At 75.9% G+C, this 18904-nt stretch carries 10 protein-coding genes; 8 read left to right on the top strand and 2 right to left on the bottom strand.

Going from position 1 to position 18904, the window contains the following annotated elements:
- Positions 1-4 precede the first annotated feature (4 nt).
- Together HS048_RS18680 and glyA are read right to left on the bottom strand one after the other, a co-directional pair.
- Positions 5-4282: a non-ribosomal peptide synthetase gene (locus HS048_RS18680; protein ID WP_196467656.1), complete on the bottom strand. Its 4278-nt coding sequence runs from the start codon at positions 4280-4282 to the stop codon at positions 5-7.
- 194 nt (positions 4283-4476) lie between these two features.
- Positions 4477-5811, bottom strand: coding sequence for a serine hydroxymethyltransferase (glyA, locus tag HS048_RS18685; RefSeq protein ID WP_068903123.1), 1335 nt, complete (start codon positions 5809-5811; stop codon positions 4477-4479).
- Between the two features lie 296 nt (positions 5812-6107).
- On the opposite strand from glyA, the gene HS048_RS18690 reads away from it, so the two are divergent.
- The 8 genes from HS048_RS18690 (at position 6108) to HS048_RS18725 (ending at position 18851) form a co-directional block, all read left to right on the top strand.
- Positions 6108-7523: an AMP-binding protein gene (locus HS048_RS18690; protein WP_196467657.1), complete on the top strand. Its 1416-nt coding sequence runs from the start codon at positions 6108-6110 to the stop codon at positions 7521-7523.
- 96 nt (positions 7524-7619) lie between these two features.
- A complete protein-coding gene (locus HS048_RS18695; protein ID WP_196467658.1) occupies positions 7620-8327 on the top strand; it encodes an NADPH-dependent FMN reductase in 708 nt (235 codons plus the stop codon).
- A 105-nt stretch (positions 8328-8432) separates the two neighbouring features.
- On the top strand, positions 8433-10328 hold the full coding sequence (locus HS048_RS18700) for a non-ribosomal peptide synthetase (RefSeq protein ID WP_196467659.1): 1896 nt from the start codon (positions 8433-8435) through the stop codon (positions 10326-10328).
- Positions 10325-11113, top strand: a complete 789-nt coding sequence (locus tag HS048_RS18705) for a thioesterase II family protein (RefSeq protein WP_196467660.1) — start codon at positions 10325-10327, stop codon at positions 11111-11113. The genes HS048_RS18700 and HS048_RS18705 overlap by 4 nt, the downstream gene beginning before the upstream one ends.
- Positions 11110-11316, top strand: coding sequence for an MbtH family NRPS accessory protein (locus HS048_RS18710; protein WP_191897231.1), 207 nt, complete (start codon positions 11110-11112; stop codon positions 11314-11316). The genes HS048_RS18705 and HS048_RS18710 overlap by 4 nt, the downstream gene beginning before the upstream one ends.
- Complete coding sequence (locus tag HS048_RS18715; RefSeq protein WP_068903113.1) at positions 11309-12544, top strand: cytochrome P450; 1236 nt, start codon at positions 11309-11311, stop codon at positions 12542-12544. Before HS048_RS18710 ends, HS048_RS18715 begins: the two co-directional genes overlap by 8 nt.
- A gap of 265 nt (positions 12545-12809) precedes the next feature.
- Positions 12810-17381, top strand: coding sequence for a non-ribosomal peptide synthetase (locus HS048_RS18720; protein WP_196467661.1), 4572 nt, complete (start codon positions 12810-12812; stop codon positions 17379-17381).
- 135 nt (positions 17382-17516) lie between these two features.
- Positions 17517-18851 carry a hypothetical protein gene (locus HS048_RS18725; RefSeq protein WP_196467662.1) on the top strand — a complete coding sequence of 445 codons (1335 nt, stop codon included), beginning with the start codon at positions 17517-17519 and terminating at the stop codon, positions 18849-18851.
- Positions 18852-18904: the final 53 nt, after the last annotated feature.

Consider the following 18904-nt stretch of genomic DNA (forward strand, 5'->3'; position numbering starts at 1 on the left):
GTGGTCACCGGGTCGGCCGGTGGAACTCGGTCAGCAGCTCGGCGAGCTGCCGGGGCAGGTGTTTGGCGAAGTAGTGGCGGCCGCCGGGGACGACGGCCAGCCCCACCTCGGAGGCGTACAGCCCCCAGGCCAGGTGGCCCTCCCCGTACCCCTCGGTCGCCTCGTCGGCGTCGCCGATGATGCAGGTGAGCGGGGTGGACAGGCGGGGCGTGAAGCCGGCGGACGTGCGGCCGAAGAAGCGGGCGGCCTCCGTCATGTCGTGCCGGACCATGCGGATCACCGTGGTCAGGTCGCGTTCGTCGAGCACCCCGTCGAAGCCGTCCATGGAGCGCAGGTGCGCGACGAGGTCGTCGTCGCTGGAGATCCGCTCCATCTCCAGCGAGTACTCGGGGTCGTCCTCCGGCAGGGCGGCGGCGAGGTACAGCGCGCGGGGGCGCAGGCCGTACCCCTCCAGGACGCGGGTGGTCTCCAGCGCCGCGACGACGCCGGCGCAGTGGCCGTAGACCGCGAACGGGCCGCGCACGGTGCGGGCGATCTCGGTGGCGGCGAGCTCGGCGAGCTCGGCGACGGGGACCATCGGGCCGGGGCGCACCGGGTCGTGCCCGGGCGGGGACACCGCCACCAGGGCGATCTCCGGCGGGAGCTCGGCGGCGAGCGGCCGGTAGGCGATGGCGTCGCCGCCGCCGTGGGGGAAGCACACCAGGGTCAGCTCCGGCTCGCGCCCGGTCTCGGGGGTGAGCCGGTACAGCAGCCGGTGCGGAGCGCCGGGCGCGGCCCGCTCCCCGCCGGGCCCGCTGAGCTCGGCCAGGCGGGCGGCCAGCCGGCGCGGCGTCGGATGGGTGAACAGCTCCACCACCCGCAGGTCCTCGCGGACCGCCCGCACGGCGCGCACCGCGGCGAAGGAGTCGCCGCCGAGGGCGAAGAAGTCGTCGTCGGGGCCGACGCCGCCGACGCCCAGGACCTCGCCCCAGGCGGCGGCGACCGCGGCGGCGAGGGGCCCGCCGTCCGCCGTCGCGGTCGCGCCGGACCCGTTGTGCGCGGTGGGCGCGGTGGGCGCGGTGGGCGCGGTGGGCGCGGTGCCGGACCCGGCGGACGCGATGGATCCGGCGGAAGCGGTGGACCCGGGGGCGGGCGCGGGCAGCGCGGCGCGGTCCACCTTGCCGTTCGGGCTCAGCGGCAGGCGGTCGAGCACCACCAGGGCGGACGGTACGGCGTGCGGCGGCAGCACGCGGGCCAGCGCGGCCCGCACGGCCGCCGGGTCCACCTCCGCGACCTCCTCCGTGCCCTCCCCTCGCCCCTCCTCCGTGCCTTCCGCCGCGCCTGCTTCCGGGACCAGGTAGCCGACGAGCCGCGCCGGGCCCTCGCCGATCCCGCCGCCGCGCGCCACCACGACGGCGTCGCGCACGCCCGGCTGCCCGCGCAGCGCGGCCTCCACCTCGCCCGGCTCGATGCGCAGCCCGTTGAGTTTGATCCTGAAGTCGGTGCGGCCCAGCAGCTCGATGACGCCGTCGGGGCGGTGGCGCGCGACGTCGCCCGTGCGGTAGAGGCGCTCGGTGAGCCCCGGCTCCAGCTCGGCGGTCACGAACCGCTCCGCGGTCAGCTCCGGCCGGTTGAGGTAGCCCCTGGCCAGGCCCGCCCCGCCCAGGTGGAGTTCGCCCGGGACGCCGACCGGCACCGGGCGCAGCCGCTCGTCGAGGATGTAGGCCCGCTGGTTGGCCATCGGCCTGCCGTAGGGGATGCGCGCCCAGGAGGGGTCGACGCGGTGCACGGGGAACTCGATCGAGTGGATCGACGCCTCGGTGGCCCCGCCCAGGGCCGCGAACGCCAGGCCGGGGGCGAAGGCGCGGATCCGGTCCGGCTGGGCGACCGGGATCCAGTCCCCGCCGAGGAAGGCGACCCGCAGGCCCGGCAGGGCCGGGCCGCCGGCGTGCTCCAGCTGGTCCAGGAGCAGGTCCAGCAGGGCGGGCGCGGAGTTCCACACCGTCACCCCGTGCCGGACCATCAGGTCGGCCCAGTGGGCGGGGTCGCGCGCGGCGGCCGGATCGGGCAGGACCAGGGTCCCGCCCGCGCCCAGCATGCCGAGGACCTCGTAGACGCTCATGTCGAAGCTGGGGGACGACAGCGCCAGGACCGCGTCCCCGGGGCGCACGCCGTACGACCGGTTGAGGTCGAGCAGGTTGTTGACGACCCCGCGGTGCTCCAGCGCGATCCCCTTGGGGGTCCCGGTGGAGCCCGAGGTGTAGATGACGTACGCCAGGTCGCGGGCGGTGACCCGGGTGACGGGGCGGTGGGCGGGGCGGGCGGCGATCTCCGCGGCGTCGGCGTCCAGCAGCACCCGCACGGCGCTCCCGGGGCCCTCAGTGCCCCCGGGGCCCTCAGCGCTCCCGGGGCCCTCAGCGCTCCCGGGGTCTCCGGTGGCTCCGGTGGCTCCAGCGGCTCCTTCCCCGGCCGGGATCCGGGCCGCCGTCTCCGCGGTGGCGACCAGGACCGGGGCCGCGGCGTCGCCGACCATGAAGGCGAGCCGGTCCGGCGGGTAGTCCGGGTCCAGCGGCACGTACGCGCCGCCGGCCTTGAGCACGGCGAGGATCGCCGTCACCAGGGCGGGCCCGCGGCGCAGGCACAGCGCCACCGCGCTGCCCGGCCGCACGCCCAGCCCGATCAGGTGGTGGGCCAGCCGGTTGGCGCGTTCCTCCAGCTCGCGGTAGGTGACCGTCCAGCCGTCCAGGCCGCCGCAGACCAGCGCGGGCGCGCCGGGGCGGCGGTCGGCGTGCTCCTCGAACAGCCGGTGCAGGCAGGTCCGGTCCGGGAACGGCGACCCGGTGGCGTTCCAGTCGTGCAGTACGGCCCGCCGCTCGGCCTCCGACAGCAGCGGCAGGTCCCCCAGCGGCACCTCCGGCTGCTCGACCGCGGCCCGCAGGAGGGTCAGGAAGCGCTGGAGCAGCCGGTCGACCGTCTCCGGGTCGAACAGGGCGGTGGGGTACTCCACCAGCGCCCGGACGGCGGTGCCGCTGTCGTGCACGCTGACCATCAGGTCGTACTTGGTCACGCCCGACTCGAAGTCGACCGGCTCGGTCCGCAGGCCCGCCAGCTCCGGCGCGGTGTCCGGTGTCTCGTCGAGCAGGAACATCACGGACGTGAGCGGCGGCCGGCTCGGGTCGCGCGGGATCTTCAGCGCGTCGACGATGAGGTCGAACGGCATCTCCTGGTGGGCGTAGGCCTGCAGGGTGGTGGTCCGGACGGAGCGGACCAGCTCGTTGAACGTGGGGTCGCCGCCCGTCCTGACCCGCAGCGGCAGCGTGTTGACGAAGAAGCCGATCAGGTCGGCGACGGCCGGGTGGTCGCGGCCGGAGACCGACGTGCCGACCACCACGTCGTCCTGGCCGGTGTGGCGGGCCAGGGTGGCGGCGAAGCCGGCCAGCAGCGTCATGAAGAGCGTCGCGCCCTCCGCCCTGCCGTGCTCGCGCAGCGCCGCGACCAGCGGGGCGGGCAGTTCGACGTAGCGGGAGCCCCCCTCGTGCCCGAACAGCGGCGGCCGCGGCCGGTCGGTGGGCAGGTCCACCGGGGCGGCGCCCGCCAGCTCGCCGGTCCAGTAGTCCCTGAGCTTCTCCAGCCGCTCGCCGCCGATCCGCCCGCGCTGCCAGGCGGCGAAGTCGGCGTACTGGAGGGGGAGCGGGGCCAGGCCGGGGTCGCGGCCCGCCGCGCGGGCCGCGTAGCAGCGCTCCAGCTCGGTGGAGAGCAGCCGCATGGACCAGCCGTCGGTGACGATGTGGTGGACGTTCAGCAGCAGGACGTGGTCCTCGGGGCCCAGCCGTCCCAGAGCCGCGCGGATGGGCGCCTCGCGGGCGAGGTCGAACGGGGCGGCCGCGTCGGCGGCGTGGAACGGGCCGATCGCGGCCTCGTCCGGCAGGTCGACGAGCGGCAGGGCCAGCCGGTGGTCCGGCAGGAGCTCGGGCACCGCCTCCTCGCCCCGCCCGGGGTAGACGGTGCGCAGGACCTCGTGCCGGTCCACCACGTCCTGCAGGGCGCCGTGCAGCGCCCCGACGTCCAGCGGACCGCGGATGCGGGTGGCCACCGGCACGTTGTAGGCCGGTGAGCCCGGCTGCAGCTGGTCGACGAACCAGAGCCGCCGCTGGGCGAACGACATCACCGCCGGCTCGCCGCCGGTCCGGGGCTCCGGGTCGTCCTGCCTGGCGGGCCCGGCGCCCGCGCCCGCCAGCGCTTCGAACAGGGCCCGGCGCGAGGCGGGCAGACCGGCGATACGTTCGGCGAGGGTGTCGCTCACCGGGAACCTCCATGCGTTTTCGGGGGAGTCTTCGGGGCGTCTTCGGGGTGCTCGCGGCGGCGGCCGGCCGCCGGTCGGCGGGCGGGTCCTCCCCGGCCGGCCCCTCCGAGCCGGACGGAGCCGGACGGAGCGGGGCCGGGCCGGATGGAGCCGAGCCGAACCGCCGGAGCCGGAGGGCGCCGGACGGAGCCGGGTCAGGCGGGGTAGCCGGGCAGCGGGAAGTCCCGGCACAGGCGGGCCACGGCGGCGCGGACGCCGTCGCGGGCGGGGGCGGGGAGCCGGTAGTCGGTGTCGCCGAGCTGCTCCACCGCCTCGACGGCCCGGCAGAAGAGGTCGGCGCAGGCGGCCATGTCGGCGGGCCCCATGCCGCGCAGCGCGAGCGTGTTGGTGCCCAGGCGGATCCCGGAGGTGACGTGGGCGGGCCTGGTGTCGCCGACGATGCGGTTCTTGTTGACGATGATCCCGCACTCCTCCAGCGCCCTCTCGACGACGACGCCGGTGTAGCCCTTGGCGCCCACGTCGATGAGGACGAGGTGGTTGTCGGTCCCGCCGGTGACCAGGCCCTGCCCGCGGTCCACCAGCTCCACCGCGAGCTGCCGGGCGTCCAGCCGCAGGCGCAGGGCGAGCGCGCGGAAGGCGCCGGTGGAGGCGGCGGCGAACGCCCGGGCCTTGGCCGCCACCCCGGCCAGGTCCGGGGTGCCCTGGGCGCGGGGGAAGACCGCCCGCTGCAGTGCGCCCGCCAGCGTCCCCCTCCCGCCGGGACCCGGCCGGGCGGCGTCGGGCCCGGACAGGATGAGCCCGCCGCGCGGGCCGTAGAGCTGCTTGTAGGTGCTGGTGGTGGTCACGTGGGCGTACGGGACCGGGTCGGGGTGCTCGCCGGCCGCGACCAGCCCGGCGATGTGGGAGATGTCCGCCAGCAGCCAGGCGCCGCACCCGTCGGCGATCTCCCGGAAGCGGGCGAAGTCGATGGTGCGGGGGTAGGAGCTCGCGCCGCAGACGATCAGCTTGGGCCGGACGCGCCGGGCCAGCTCGGCGACCTCGTGGTAGTCGATGAAGCCGTCGGGGCCCACGCCGTAGCCCACGGTCCGGAAGTACCTGCCGGTGACCGAGGCGGGGGAGCCGTGGGTGAGGTGCCCGCCGGCGTCCAGGTCCATGCCGAGCACGGTGTCGCCGGGCTCCAGCAGGGAGAACAGCACCGCGAGGTTGGCCGAGCTGCCCGAGTGGGGCTGCACGTTGGCGTAGTCGGCTCCGAAGAGCTCGCGGGCCCGGGCGACGGCCAGCCGCTCGACGTCGTCGGCCACCTCGCAGCCCGCGTGGAAGCGGGCGCCCGGGTAGCCCTCGGCGGTCACGTTCCCCAGCGCGCTGCCGGCGCAGGCCAGCACCGACGGCGGCGCGGTGCTGCACGCGGCCACCATGGCCAGCGTGTCCGCCTGGCGGCGCATCTCGCGCTCCAGCAGGCGGAAGATCTCGGGGTCCTCGGCGGCGAGGTTCTCCGTCGCGCGCCGGTGGAATTCGGCCAACCGGACCATGCGGGCCTCCAGTCGTCAGAGCCGCCGGGAAAAGGCTCCCGGAAGGGCGGTGAATTCGATCCGCGGACGGCAGATTAGGCACCCCCAGTTAAGTGCCGGTTATGACGCTTTATTAGGATTCGTGAGAAATTGCAGCGCTGAATTCCCCGCCTCCTTCCCCCGTCGGCGGATGGGGGCGCCGCGGGCCCCGGAGTGCGACGTAACCGCGCGGCAACCGGTTGCCGGGAGGGTGAACGGCGATACCGGTTTGACGGCGACCACGACGGCGGCTTTGACGGGACGACACTGGAGGACCAATGGCCACGGGACCACCGCATCGGTACTTCCAGGTTCTGGTGAACCACCGGGCGCAGTACGGCATATGGCCCCTGGACGACGCCGTGCCCGGCGGCTGGTCGCCGATCGGGTTCGTCAGCACGCGCGAGGAGTGCCTGGTCCAGGTGGCCGAGCTGTGGCGGGACATGCGGCCGGCCGGGAAACCGGACGAGGACGGGGGCGGGGCGGCCGGCTGGACCGGCCGGGTCGCCGCCGCCGCGGCCGCCCGCCCGGGCGCCGTCGCGCTGAGCGGCGGCGCCCGTCTCACCTACGGCGAGCTGCTGGAGGGCGCGCGCCGGCTCGCCGGGCGGCTGATCGCCCTCGGCATCGGCGCCGAGGACCGGGTCGCGCTGTACCTCCCGCTCGGGGCCGCGGCGCTCACGGCGCTGCTCGGCATCGCCCTCACCGGAGCCGCCTACCTCCCGATCGACAGCCTCGACGACGCCGGCTGGCGGGACCTGGTGATCGCCGACGGCGGTGTCCGGGCGGTCGTCACGGACCGCGCCGACAGCCTGGTGCACGTCGACGCGCACGTCCTGACCTGGCCGGACGACACCGGGACCGATACCGGCACCGGGGTCTCCGCCCTCGACGCCGACGCCGGTGCCGCGACCACCGCCGGTGACGAGGTCGTCGGCGCCGCCGTCACCACGGTGGCCGCCGCCACGATGGCCGGACCCGCCGCGACCGGGCGGTCCGCCGCCCCGGTGCGTGGCCCGCGTGTGCTCCCGTCCGACGCGGCCTGCGTGCTCTACCACCCGGCGGAGCGCGGATCGCGGGGCGTCGTCCTGGAGCACCGCCAGCTGGACGCCCTGCTGGGCGAGGTGCTCCCGGTCCGCCCGGGCGACCGCGTCGCGGTGTCGGGGCGCCTGTCCTCCGAGTTCGTCAACGCGGACCTGCTGCGCGTCCTGCACGGCGGGGCCGAGGCGGTCCTGCCGCCGGACGCCGCCGATGCCACGGACGCCGCCGGAGACGCCGGTGTCCCCGGTGCCACGAGCGGCACCGGGGACACCGGCGTCTCCGGGGACGTCCGCGTCCGCCCGCCCGCCCCGACGTGCTCCTCGCGCTTCTACGGATCCCTGGAGACCGGTGTCGTGTGCGCCGGGCGCAGGGCGCTCCCCGCCGGGCCGGGCCCGGCGCGGACGCTGATCGGCCCGCCGTTCGCCGGCTGCCGCCTGTACGCCCTGGACGACGACCTCCGGCCGCTCGCCGTGGGCGGCACCGGCTCCCTCTACGTCGGAGGCCCGGTGGTCGCCCGCGGCTACCTGGACGATCCGGCGGCGACGGTCGACCGCTTCCTCCCCGACCCCTTCGCCGCGGACGGCAGCCGCATGTTCGCCACGGGACACCGCGTGCGGCTGCTGGAGGAGGGAGTGCCGGAACGCCTCGACGGATAGGCCGCAGGCGTCCGGAGAGCACGCATCCGCAGCCCGGGGCTCCTGCCGTCCGATCGAGCGCGACCCGTCCCGCCAACCGAACAGACAGGAGCGGAAATGTCCGTCACTCCTCATGTCACCGTGCTGAGCGGCGCGCTGGGCGCCGGCTCGCGCACCGAGCGCCTGGCCCGCTGGTGCGCGCGGGAATGCCTCTCCCGGGGGGCGACCGCCACCCTCTTCGGGGGCGCCGAGCTGGACTTCCCGTTCTACGGGGAGCCCGGCCGCCACGGCCCCCGGGTGACCCGGTTCCTGGACGACCTGGCACGCGCCGACGGCGTCGTGCTGGTGACGCCCGCCTACCACGGCAGCGTGTCCGGCCTGCTCAAGAACGCCCTCGACTACGTCAACGAACTGGCCGCGGACGTACGCCCCTTCTTCGACGCCAGGGCGGTGGGCTGCGTCGCCCTGGCCGGGGGGGAGCAGGGCGCGGCCGCGACCCTCGCCACCATGCGGGCCATCGTGCACGCCCTGCGCGGCTGGCCGACACCGCTCGGCGTCGGCGTGACCGGAGGGTCCCTGCCGGACGGCGACGCCTCGCCGGCGAGCGAGCGCACGCGGCGGCAACTCGGCCTCATGCTCGACCAGGTCCTGTTCCTCGGCTCCGTGCCCGGGGCGGGACGGCCGGAGGAGGCCGCCCTGCCCTCTCTCGCGCTGACTGCGCTCGACGCCGGATATTTCGACGCCGGAAAGAGCGGATCGCCCCGCGGTGGAACGTCTCCCGAGATTTCCGCCGAGCCGGTGCTTTACCGCCACGCGGATAGATAACCGCCATTTAACCGGCTTTATCTATTTTCTCCATATGTCGGATATCGAGGTCGGCTCCCGTCCGGGTGGACCAGGCGCGACCCACGTCACGAAGCAGGAGCTCCGATGACCCACAGTTCGGCTCCAGACACCCCGGGCGGGTACGCACCCGCGCACCGCGTCCTCGACGCGGTGACGCGGTGGGCCCGGCGGGCACCCGCGGCCACGGCGGTCCGCGCACCGGACGGCGAGTTCGGCTTCGCGGAGCTCGCCCGCCACGTGGACGCCCTCGCCGCCGCGCTCGTCGACGCCGGCGCCGGTCCGCAGACGCCGGTCGGGCTGTGCACCGGCAGATCACGCTGGCTGGTGGCCGGCCTGCTCGCGGTCTGGCGGGCGGGCGCCACCGCCGTCCCGGTCGACGACGGCCATCCCGCCGACCGGATCAACTTCGCGCTCCGCGACGCCGGGGTGAAGATCCTGCTCGGCGACCGGCTCCCGCCCGGCGCCGCGCCCCCGAAGACGCGCACCCTCCTCCCGGAGGAGGCGGCCGGGCAGCGGGTGAGCGCGTGGGCCGCGCTCCCGGACCCGGACGACTGCGCCTACGTCATCTACACCTCCGGGACCACCGGCTGGCCCAAGGGCGTGGAGGTCACCTACCGGGGCCTCGACACCCTGCTCGACGCCCTCGCCTGCCTGGGGCTGCCCGCCGGCGGGCTCGGGGTCAACGCCGTCTCCCCGGCGTTCGACGGCTGGCTGTGGTGCACCCTGCTCTACCTGTGCCACGGGCAGGGCGTCGCCCTCGTCGACCTGGAGGAGGGGCTCGACGCGGCGCTGGAGGCGGTGCGCCCGCGCACCGTCTGCCTCACGCCGTCGCTGCTCGCCTCCTGCACCGGGGACATCCCCAGCGCCCGGGTCCTGGTCGTGGCCGGCGAGCCCTGCCCGCCGGAGCTGGTGCGCAGGTTCGGCGACGGCCGCAGGATCCTCAACGTCTACGGCCCCACCGAGACGACGATCGCCGCCACCTGGGCCGACAGCCACCGCGGCGACGACGTCCGGACGATCGGGCGGCCGCTCCCCGGCTACCGCGCCCACGTGCTGGACGACCGGCGCCGCCCGGTGCCGCCCGGCGTCCCCGGGGAGCTGTACCTGGCCGGCGCGGCCGTCGCCCGCGGCTACCGCAACCGGCCGGGCCTGACCGCCTCGCGGTTCGTCCCCGACCCCTTCGGCGGAGCCGGGGACCGGATGTACCGGACCGGCGACGTGGTGGTCGAGCGGCCCGACGGTCAGCTGGAGTACCACGGCCGGCTGGACGACCAGGTCAAGGTGCGGGGCCTGCGGGTGGAACTCGGCGAGATCGAGCGTGTGGCGCTGCGCGCCCCCGGCGTCCGCGCCGCGGCGGCCTTCGTCACGGAGACCGGTGACGCGGTCGGCCTCGCCGTGGTGCCCTCGGTCGCCCCCGGCACCCCGGAGGACTCCCCGACCGGGGCTCCGGACTCACCCGCGACCCTGGACGCGGCCCCGGCCCTGGCCTTGGACGCGACTCCGGCCCCGGCCCCGGAGCCGCGCTCGGCCCCGGCCTCCCCTCCGGAACCGGACGGGGAGGCCCGGCTCGCGGCCGAGGTGCGGGCCCGCTGCGCGGCGGGCCTGCCGGAGGCGATGGTGCCCGCCGCGGTCTCCGTCGTGGCGGTGCTGCCGACCCTCCCCACGGGCAAGGTCGACCGTACGGCGCTTGCCCGGCTCTCCCCGCGCGGGCCGGTGGCCGGCCGGCCTCCGGAGGGCGAGCGCGAGCTCCTGGTCTGCGAGGTGCTGGGCGAGCTGCTCACCCGCCCCGTCGAGGACGCCGGAGCCGACTTCTTCGAGCTCGGCGGGCACTCGCTGCTGGCCGCCCGGGCGGTCTCGGCGCTGCGCCGCCGTACCGGGCTGCGCCTGACGATGGCGCACCTGCTGGCCGCCCCCACCGCCGAAGGCCTGGCCGCCGCGCTGGACCGGCTCGCCGAGGACTCCCTCGTGGGGACGCCGTGAACCGCCCCTGGCTGGTGTCGTGGCCCGCCGGCCCCGCCCGGCCCGTCCGCCCGACGCTGCTCTGCCTGCCGCAGGCCGGAGCCGGCTGCGGCCAGTTCCGCCCCTGGCAGGACGCGCTCGGGCCGGAGGTGTCCGTGGTCGGCGTGCAGCTGCCCGGCCGGGAGAACCGCTTCACCGACCCGCCGGCCCGCAGCGTCGAGGAGGTCGTCGGCGCGGTCGTCGCCGAGCTCGCCGGCGACCCCGCCGGACCGCTCGCCTCGGGGCTGCCGTTCGTCGTCTTCGGCAACAGCTTCGGCGGGCTGCTCGGTTACGAGATCGCCCGCGCCCTCGGCGGCCGCCACGGCCGGTGGCCGGACGCGCTGGTCGTCGCCGCCTGCCGTCCCCCCGGCATGTGGACCGGTGCGGGCCGGGGCCTGGTGGAGGGGGAGGAGGAGCTCGAGCGGCTGCTGGCGGGCCGCGGGCTCGGCGAGGACGACCTCGACGAGGACAGCCGCGAGCTGGCGCTGGAGGTCCTGCGGCACGACGCCCGGCTGTCCCTGACGTACGTCCACGACGACGGCGCGGGGGGTGCGCTGTGCCCGGTCGAGGCCTGGGGCGGCGAGGCCGACGAGACCGTGACCCCCGGCCAGCTCGCGGGCTGGCGCGACCACGCCGCCGCCGGGTTCCGCCGCCGGCTCTTCCCCGGCGGCCACCACTTCTGCCTGGAGCGTCCCGGCGCGGTCCTGCCGCTGCTGCGCGAGCGGCTCCGGCAGCCCGCCGGAAACCTTGAGAGGAGCCGTCGATGAACGACGGGATCAGCCGCTACGCGGTGCTGGTCAACGACGCCGGGCAGCACGCGCTGCACCCGCAGGACGCCGGTCCGCCCCGCGGCTGGCGCGCCGCGGGGTTCAGCGGGAGCGAGGAGGAGTGCGCCCGGTACGTCGACGAGCACTGGACCGACACGCGCCCGCTCCACCTGCGCCGGAGGGCGGGGGAGCGGCATGCCTGAGATTCCCGGCCCGCCCGAGGGGCTGGACCTCCTCGACCCCGGCCTGTTCGCCCGGGACGCCTTCTGGCCCGTCTTCGCCTGGCTGAGGCGGAACGCGCCGGTCCACCGGCACCCGGAGCCGGACGGCCCCGGGTTCTGGGTGGTCAGCCGCTACCGGGACATCGCCGCCGTCTACGCCGACGCCGAGACGTTCAGTTCGCGGTACGGCATGCGCCTCGACAGCGACCCCGGCGCGGTCGAGGCGGTCGCCCAGCGCATGCTGATCGTCTCCGACGCCCCGGACCACACCCGGCTCAAGCGGGTCCTGCAGCGGTCCTTCGGGCCGTCGGCCATGCCCCGGATGGAGGAGCTCGTCCGGGGGGTCGTCGCCGAGGTGGTCGGGGAGGCGGCCGAGACCGGGGAGGTCGACTTCATCGACGTCGCCAAGAAGATCCCCAACCACGTGGTCTGCGCGCTCATGGGCATCCCCCGCGAGGACCGGGAGTGGATCGGCGGCATCACCACCGACGCCTTCGAGTCGGAGGACGAGGCCGAGCGCAGCGGTGCGCACGGCGAGATATTCCTCTACTTCGCCGACCTGCTGCACGAGCGCAGGGCCCGGCCCGGTGACGACTTCGTCAGCGCCATCGCCACCGAGCGCCGGGCCGCCGACGTCCCCGGCGGGGAGCGCCCGCTCACCGACGAGGAGATCATCTTCAACTGCAACGGCGTGCTGGCCGGGGCGAACGAGACGACGCGCTACTCCGCGGCCGGAGGGGTGCTCGCCCTGGCGCGCGATCCCGGCCAGTGGGAGCTGCTGCGGGCGGCCGGCCCGGCCGGGGCGTCCGCGGCGGCCGAGGAGATCCTCCGCTGGACGACCCCCGGCGTGCACGCGCTGCGCACCGTGATGCGCCCGGCCCAGGTCGGCGGCGTCCGCGTCGAGCCAGGGGACCGGGTGACGCTGTGGAACGTCTCCGCCAACCGCGACGAGGAGGTGTTCGACCGGCCCGGCCGGTTCCTCGCCGACCGCACCCCCAACCGGCACATCGCCTTCGGCCACGGCCCCCACCTGTGCCTGGGCGCCCGGCTCGCCCGGCTGGAGCTGAGCGCCTTCGTGGCCGAACTGACCCGGCGGGTCGAGCGGATCGAGCTGACCGGCGACCCGGTGTACAACGCCTCGAACTTCACCTGGGGCCTGCGGCGCCTGCCGGTACGGCTCGCGCCGGCCCGGGTCCCGGCACCCGCCTGACCCCGCCGCCCGGCACGCCCAGACCGTCCGGCACGCCCGGCACGTCCGGCACGCCCGGCACGCCCAGACCGCCCAGACCATCCGGACCGCCACGGCTCCGGCACCGCCCCGAGGGGCGCGGCACCGCCCGGACCGTTCCCGGGGCCCCGGCGCCCGCCCGGACCGCCCCGGATCCCCGCGTCACCTTCCCCTGCGTTCTCCCCCTCGTCTTTCCTCGCGTCTTTCCCCCCCGCGGCTTGTCCGCGTCGCCCAAGGAGGCACCAGCGTGGCCATCAAGATCATCGATCATGACGGACGGGCGACCGTCCCCGAGCATCTCGACCTCCCGGTGGACCGGAGCAGGACCGGTGACGGCACGGGCGACGCCGGGTACGTGAGCGTGCCGGTGCCCGTGGAGGGCCGGACCGCGACGTGGTGGACCGCCGTGTTCCTGGCCTTCCTGCACCGCTACAGCGGCGCGACGGAGATCACCCTCACCGGTCCCGACGGGCTGGCCCACCGCTACGGCGTCACCGCCGCCGACAGCGTGCGCGTGCTGGCCGCGCGCGTCACCACCCGGCCGGTCGGCGGGGACGCCTCCACCGCCGGAGGTCGGGCCGCAGACGGGGCCGCGGAGGGTGCCGCGGACGGGACCGGGGAGCGGCGGGCCGAGACCCGGGGCGTCACCGTGGCGCTGACCACCGCCGAGCACGGCGGCGGCGTCCGGGCCGACCTCACCCTCCTCGTCACCGGGGACGGCGCGGTCCTGCTGGCCGCCGGCGACCTGTGGCTCCCGGAGACGGCCGAGCGCATGGCGCGCCACCTGGCCACCCTCGCCTCCGCCGCGCGCCGGGCCGCCGACGTCCCCGTCGCCGAACTGCCGCTGCTGGACGCGGCGGAGCGCCGGCGGCTGCTGGTGGAGTGGAACGACACCGACGCGGCCTGGCCGGACGGCGACTACTTCGCGCTGGTCGCCGCGCGCGCCGCCGCCACGCCGGACGTCCCGGCGGTCGTGCACGGGACACGAGTGATCACCTTCGGCGAGCTGGACGCGCAGGCGAACCGGATCGCGAACTTCCTGCGGCGCGTCGGCGCGGACACCGGCGAGCGGGTGGGCCTGCTGTGCCCCCGCGGGGCCGACTTCGTCGTCGCCGTCCTGGGCATCCTCAAGTCCGGCGCGGCCGTGGTGCCGCTCGACCCGATCAACCCCGACGCCCGCATCGCCCAGATGGCCGAGGACGCCCGGCCGCTCGCCGTGCTGGCCCCCGAGGCGCTGCTGGAGCGGGTGCCCGGCGGCGTGCGGGCGGTGCGCGTCGACGCCCCCGAGTTCGACGCCGAGCCGGCCGAGGCCCCGGCCGTGGAGCTCACCGGCGACGCCGTCAGCCACCTGATCTACACCTCCGGCTCGACCGGGCGGCCCAAGGCGGTGCTGGAGCGGCACGGGGCCCTGGTCAACCTCGTCCACTGGACCGGGCGCGCCTACGGGGTGCGCCCCGGGGACCGGGCCTCCTGGCTGTCCACGCCCGGCTTCGCCGTACAGCTCATGGAGTGGATGCCCTACCTCGCGCTGGGCGTCACCGTCTGCGTGGGGGAGGCCGAGGAGCGCACCCCCGAGCAGGTCAGGGACTGGCTGGTCGCCGAGCGCGTCACCCACACGATGCTCGTCGCGGCGCTGGCCGAGCGCGTGTGGCCGCTGGAGTGGCCCGCGCAGGCCGCGCTGCGCGTCATGGTCACCACCGCCGAGCGGGTGCACAGCTGGCCGCCCGCCGACACGCCCTTCCAGGTCGTGATGACGTACGGCTCGACCGAGACCACCAACGTGCTGTCCTGCCTCGACCTCGGCGCCGGGTCCGACCTCACCGCCCAGGCCACCCCCGAGGAGGTGCGCGCCGCGCGGCAGGTGCCGGTCGGCCGCCCGATCGCCAACACGCGGGTCTACATCCTGGACGGGTTCGGCACCCCGGTCCCGGTGGGGGTGGTCGGCCGCCTGCACGTCGCGGGCGCCGGCGTCGCGGGCGGCTACCACCGCCGCGACGAGCTGACCGCGGCGCGGTTCCGGCTCAACCCGCTGGCCGAGGAGCCGTCGGCGGTGCTGTACGACACCGGCGACCTGGCCCGCTACCGGCCGGACGGGGCGGTCGAGCTGCTCGGGCGCTCCGACGCCCAGGTGAAGGTCCGGGGCTTCCGGGTGGAGCTGGGCGAGGTGGAGACCGCCGTCGCCGCCGCGCCCGGGGTGGCGGAGGCCGTCGTGGTCGCGCGCGAGGAGGAGTGGGGCGGCACCCGGCTGGTCGCCTACGTCGCCCCGGCCGCCGCGGAGGCGAGGACCGTGCGCACCCACGTCTCCCGGCGGCTCCCGCAGTACATGGTCCCGGCCGCGGTGGTCGCCCTCGACGCCCTGCCCCGGCTGGCCAACGGCAAGCTCGACCTGCAGGCGCTGCCCGAGCCCGCCGCGCTGGACACCGGCGCGGAGGCCGTCGCGCCGCGCGACGACGCGGAGACCGCGCTGGAGCGCATCTGGGCCGCGCTGTTCCGCGTCGAGCGGGTCGGCGTGCACGACAACTTCTTCGAGCTGGGCGGCCACTCGCTGCTCGCCTTCCGGCTCATCGACGAGGTCCGTACGGCATTCGCGGTGGAGCTGAGCCTGCCCGACCTGTACCGCAGCCCGACCGTCGCCGGGCTCGCCGAGCTCGTCACCACCAGCCGGACCACGGGCCGCTCCGACTTCGCCGGCATGTCCGCGATCGAGCCCGACCCGGAGAACCGCTTCCAGCCGTTCCCGCTCACCGAGTGCCAGCAGGCGCTCTGGGTCGGCCGGGGCGACGCGGTCGACCTGGGCAACGTGGGCTGCCACGGCTACTTCGAGTGGGAGAGCGACCACCTGGACGTCGAGCGCTTCACCGCGGCCTGGCGCAAGCTGGTCCTGCGCCACGACGCGCTGCGCACGGTGATCCGGCCCGACGCGCTGCAGCAGGTGCTGGCGGAGCCGCCGGACTACGCCATCGAGGTGCTGGACCTGCGCGGCACCGAGCCCGCCGAGGCCGAGGCCACGCTGCTCCGGCTGCGCGAGCGGCTCTCCCACCAGGTGCTCGACGACGGCCACTGGCCGCTGTTCGACGTGCGGCTGTCGATCCTGCCCGGCCCGTGGAAGGTCCGCATCCACCTGAGCCTGGACTTCCTCATCTCCGACGCGTGGAGCTACTTCCAGGTGCTCATCCCCGACCTGGTCCAGCTCTACGAGCGCCCGGACGAGGACCTGCCCCCGCTCCGGCTGACCTTCCGCGACTACGTCATCGGCGGCCGCGACCGGCTCGCCGCCAGCGACGTGTACCGGCGCTCGGAGATCTACTGGCTGGACCGGATCGACTCCCTGCCGCCGGCCCCGGAGCTGCCCGCCCGGCCGCCGGAGCAGGAGGCGCTGCCCATCCGCTTCGACCGCCGCGACCACCGCCTGGACGCGGCGACCTGGGACCGGGTGAAGGCGCAGGCCACCGAGTTCGGGGTGACCCCCTCGGTCCTGCTCTGCGCGATCTTCGCCGAGACCCTGCGGGCGTGGAGCGGCATGGAGCGGTTCACGATCAACTTCCCGATCTTCAACCGGCTGCCGCTCCATCCCGACGTCAACGGGCTGCTGGGCGACACCACGACCACCATGCTGCTGGCGGTGGAGAAGTTCGACGGGACGTTCGCCGAGCGGGCCCAGGCGCTGCAGGCCCAGCTCTGGGCGGACCTGGAGCACCGCTACTTCAGCGGGGTCCAGGTGCTGCGCGCGCTGGCCCGCCGGCGCGGCACGATGGCCCCCGCCATGCCGATCGTGCTGACCAGCCTGGCCGGGCATCCGCCGCGCGCCTTCGCCGCCTCGCTGGGCGAGGCGACGTACTCCATCTCGCAGACGCCGCAGGTCTCCATCGACTTCCAGGTGTTCGAGGTCGCTGGAGAGCTGCTGTTCAACTGGGACTTCCTGCCCGGGCTCTTCCCCGACGGGCTGGTGGAGGAGATGTTCGACGCCTACACCGAGATCCTCGGCAGGCTCGTCGACGACCCGGCCGCCTGGCGGACCGGCTCCTTCGGCCTCGGCCCGTTCGACGTGGCGGCGCTGGCCGCCTCGGCCGCCGACCGGCGGGAGACGCGGGACACCGGCGAGGCCTGGGAGCAGTTCTGGGCGGGGGTCGGCAGGACCGGGTCCGGCGGCGACGTGCTGTGGGACCCCGACAGCGACTCCGAGCTCGCCGCCTGGGTCGGCGTGGCCGTGCAGCGGATGGACCGGGCGCTGCCGGTCGTCGACATCGGCTGCGGCAACGGGCGGTTCACCAGGGCCTTCGCCGGGCACTTCCCGGCGGCGATCGGCACCGACGTCTCGGCGAGCGCCATCGCCCACGCCGTCGCCGAGTCGGCCGGCCTGCCGCGCACGGCCTTCCGCACCCTGGACGCGACCCGGCCCGAGGAGGGCGCGGAGCTGGCCGAGGAGATCGGCGACGCCAACGTGTTCGTCCGCGCGGTGCTGCACGTGCTCGACGACGCCGCCCGCGCGGCCTTCGCCGAGACGGTGGCCGAGCTGACCGGGGACCGGGGGGTGCTCATCCTGCTCGAACCCGCCTACGAGGAGTCCTCCTTCGGCTACCTGGGCGTGGTGGGCGGCGACCGGGGCCGGGCCGCGACCCTGGTGCGCCCGCTGGAGCGGGCGGGCGTGCTGCACTCCAGCAGGTTCGGCGACGCCGAGCTCGACCGGTTCTTCGGCGCGGCCGGCGGCTGGGAGCACGTCGCCTCCGGCGCCGTCGAGCTGGACGCGGTGGACCCGGAGTCCGACACGGCGTCGGTCAAGGTGCCCGGCTACTTCGCCGTGGTGCGCCGCGCCCGCTGAACGGCGCCCGTACGCGGAGACTCCCGAACGGCCCCCGCCCGGCGCGGGGGCCGCATCCGGCCATCAATCATGAAATTCCTTGATATGAAGCGTCACTCCGGAAAGACTGCGGCCTACCCGATCTCAGGAGGGCGCATGGGGAAGTGGCGGGCCGCGGCCGCCGCGATGCTGGCGGTGCTCGCGCTGGGCGGAGCGGGGACGACGGGGGCCGCGGCGGCGGCGCCGGAGCCGGAGCCGTACGAGGTGTGGCTGGTCGACCAGTCCGACAGCGCCGGGCGGTCGCACGGCGGGAACATCCACGTGTACGCGGGGGACGACGTCACCCGCGACCTGTCCGGGACGCGGCCCGCGCACGTGGTCGACCTGGGCGGCGAGACCTCGTCCCTGTGCGAGGCGAGCACGGGCGCGCTCCCGGTGCGTCCCCACATGATCGTGTTCAACAAGGCCGAGACCCACGCGGCGCTCTCCTTCGTCGCCAGCGGGCACGTGGTCGTCTTCGACGCCGCGACCCGGCGGCCGCTCGCCTGCCTGCGCACCGAGGCCGGGGCGGGAGGGGCCCGGCAGGCCCACGCCCTCTGGCCCACCGAGGACGACAGATACCTGATCATCGCCAACCAGAACGGCAAGAAGCTGGAGCGGATCAGCACCGACTACGCCGCCGGCCGCTTCGTGCAGGAACCGGCCGCCACGCTCGACCTGGCGGGCTGCACCACCCCGAACGGGGCGCCGTGCCAGGCGCCGGGGCTGCGCCCCGACAACGCGCCGATCTGCCCGTTCATCGCCTCCGACAACGGCCCGGTCTTCGTCAGCCTCCGCGGCGGCGGGATGCTGGTGGCCGACTGGCGGACGACGCCGATGTCGATCACGGGGGAGTACGACACCGCCCACATCCCCGCCAACGGCTGCGGGTTCATCGAGGCCGGGGGCTTCGTCTTCGGCGACGGGGGCGGCGGCACGCCCGCCAACCTCGACCAGTTCAGCGTCTTCCGGCTGCCGATGCGCGGCTACTCCCCGGCGAACCCGCCGAACACGCCCGCCGTCGAGCGGCTCTACGACGACGAGGCGGCCGACCGCGACGCGCACGGCACGGCGGTCTCCACCCGGGAGCGCCACATCTGGGTCGGCGACCGCGACGGCAACGTCGCCGAGGTCTTCGACGGCGTGACCGGTGTCCACGAGGGCACGGTCGACCTGGTCTCCCCGTTCAGCGCCGACCCGACGGTCGACCTCTTCGCGAGCTCGCCCGACCAGAAATGGATCTTCGCCTCGACCCGGGGGCCGCACCCGCTCTCCGGCGACCCGCACTCCTCGCACGGGAGCGACCCCGGGATGCTGGTCATCAGGGTGACCGCCGACGGGAAGTCGGGCCAGGTGCGCGGCCTGATCCGGGTCTCCAACCCGGACGCGGCCGGCACGGAGCGGGCCGACCCGCACGGCATCCGGGTGCGGCGCGTGCCGGCGACCGGCTGACGGGCCGCGGGGTCGCGCTCCGCGGTGTCACGGTGGTCTCCGGCGGTCACACG

This window comes from Planomonospora sp. ID91781, from assembly GCF_015711595.1.
Classification (GTDB): domain Bacteria; phylum Actinomycetota; class Actinomycetes; order Streptosporangiales; family Streptosporangiaceae; genus Planomonospora; species Planomonospora parontospora.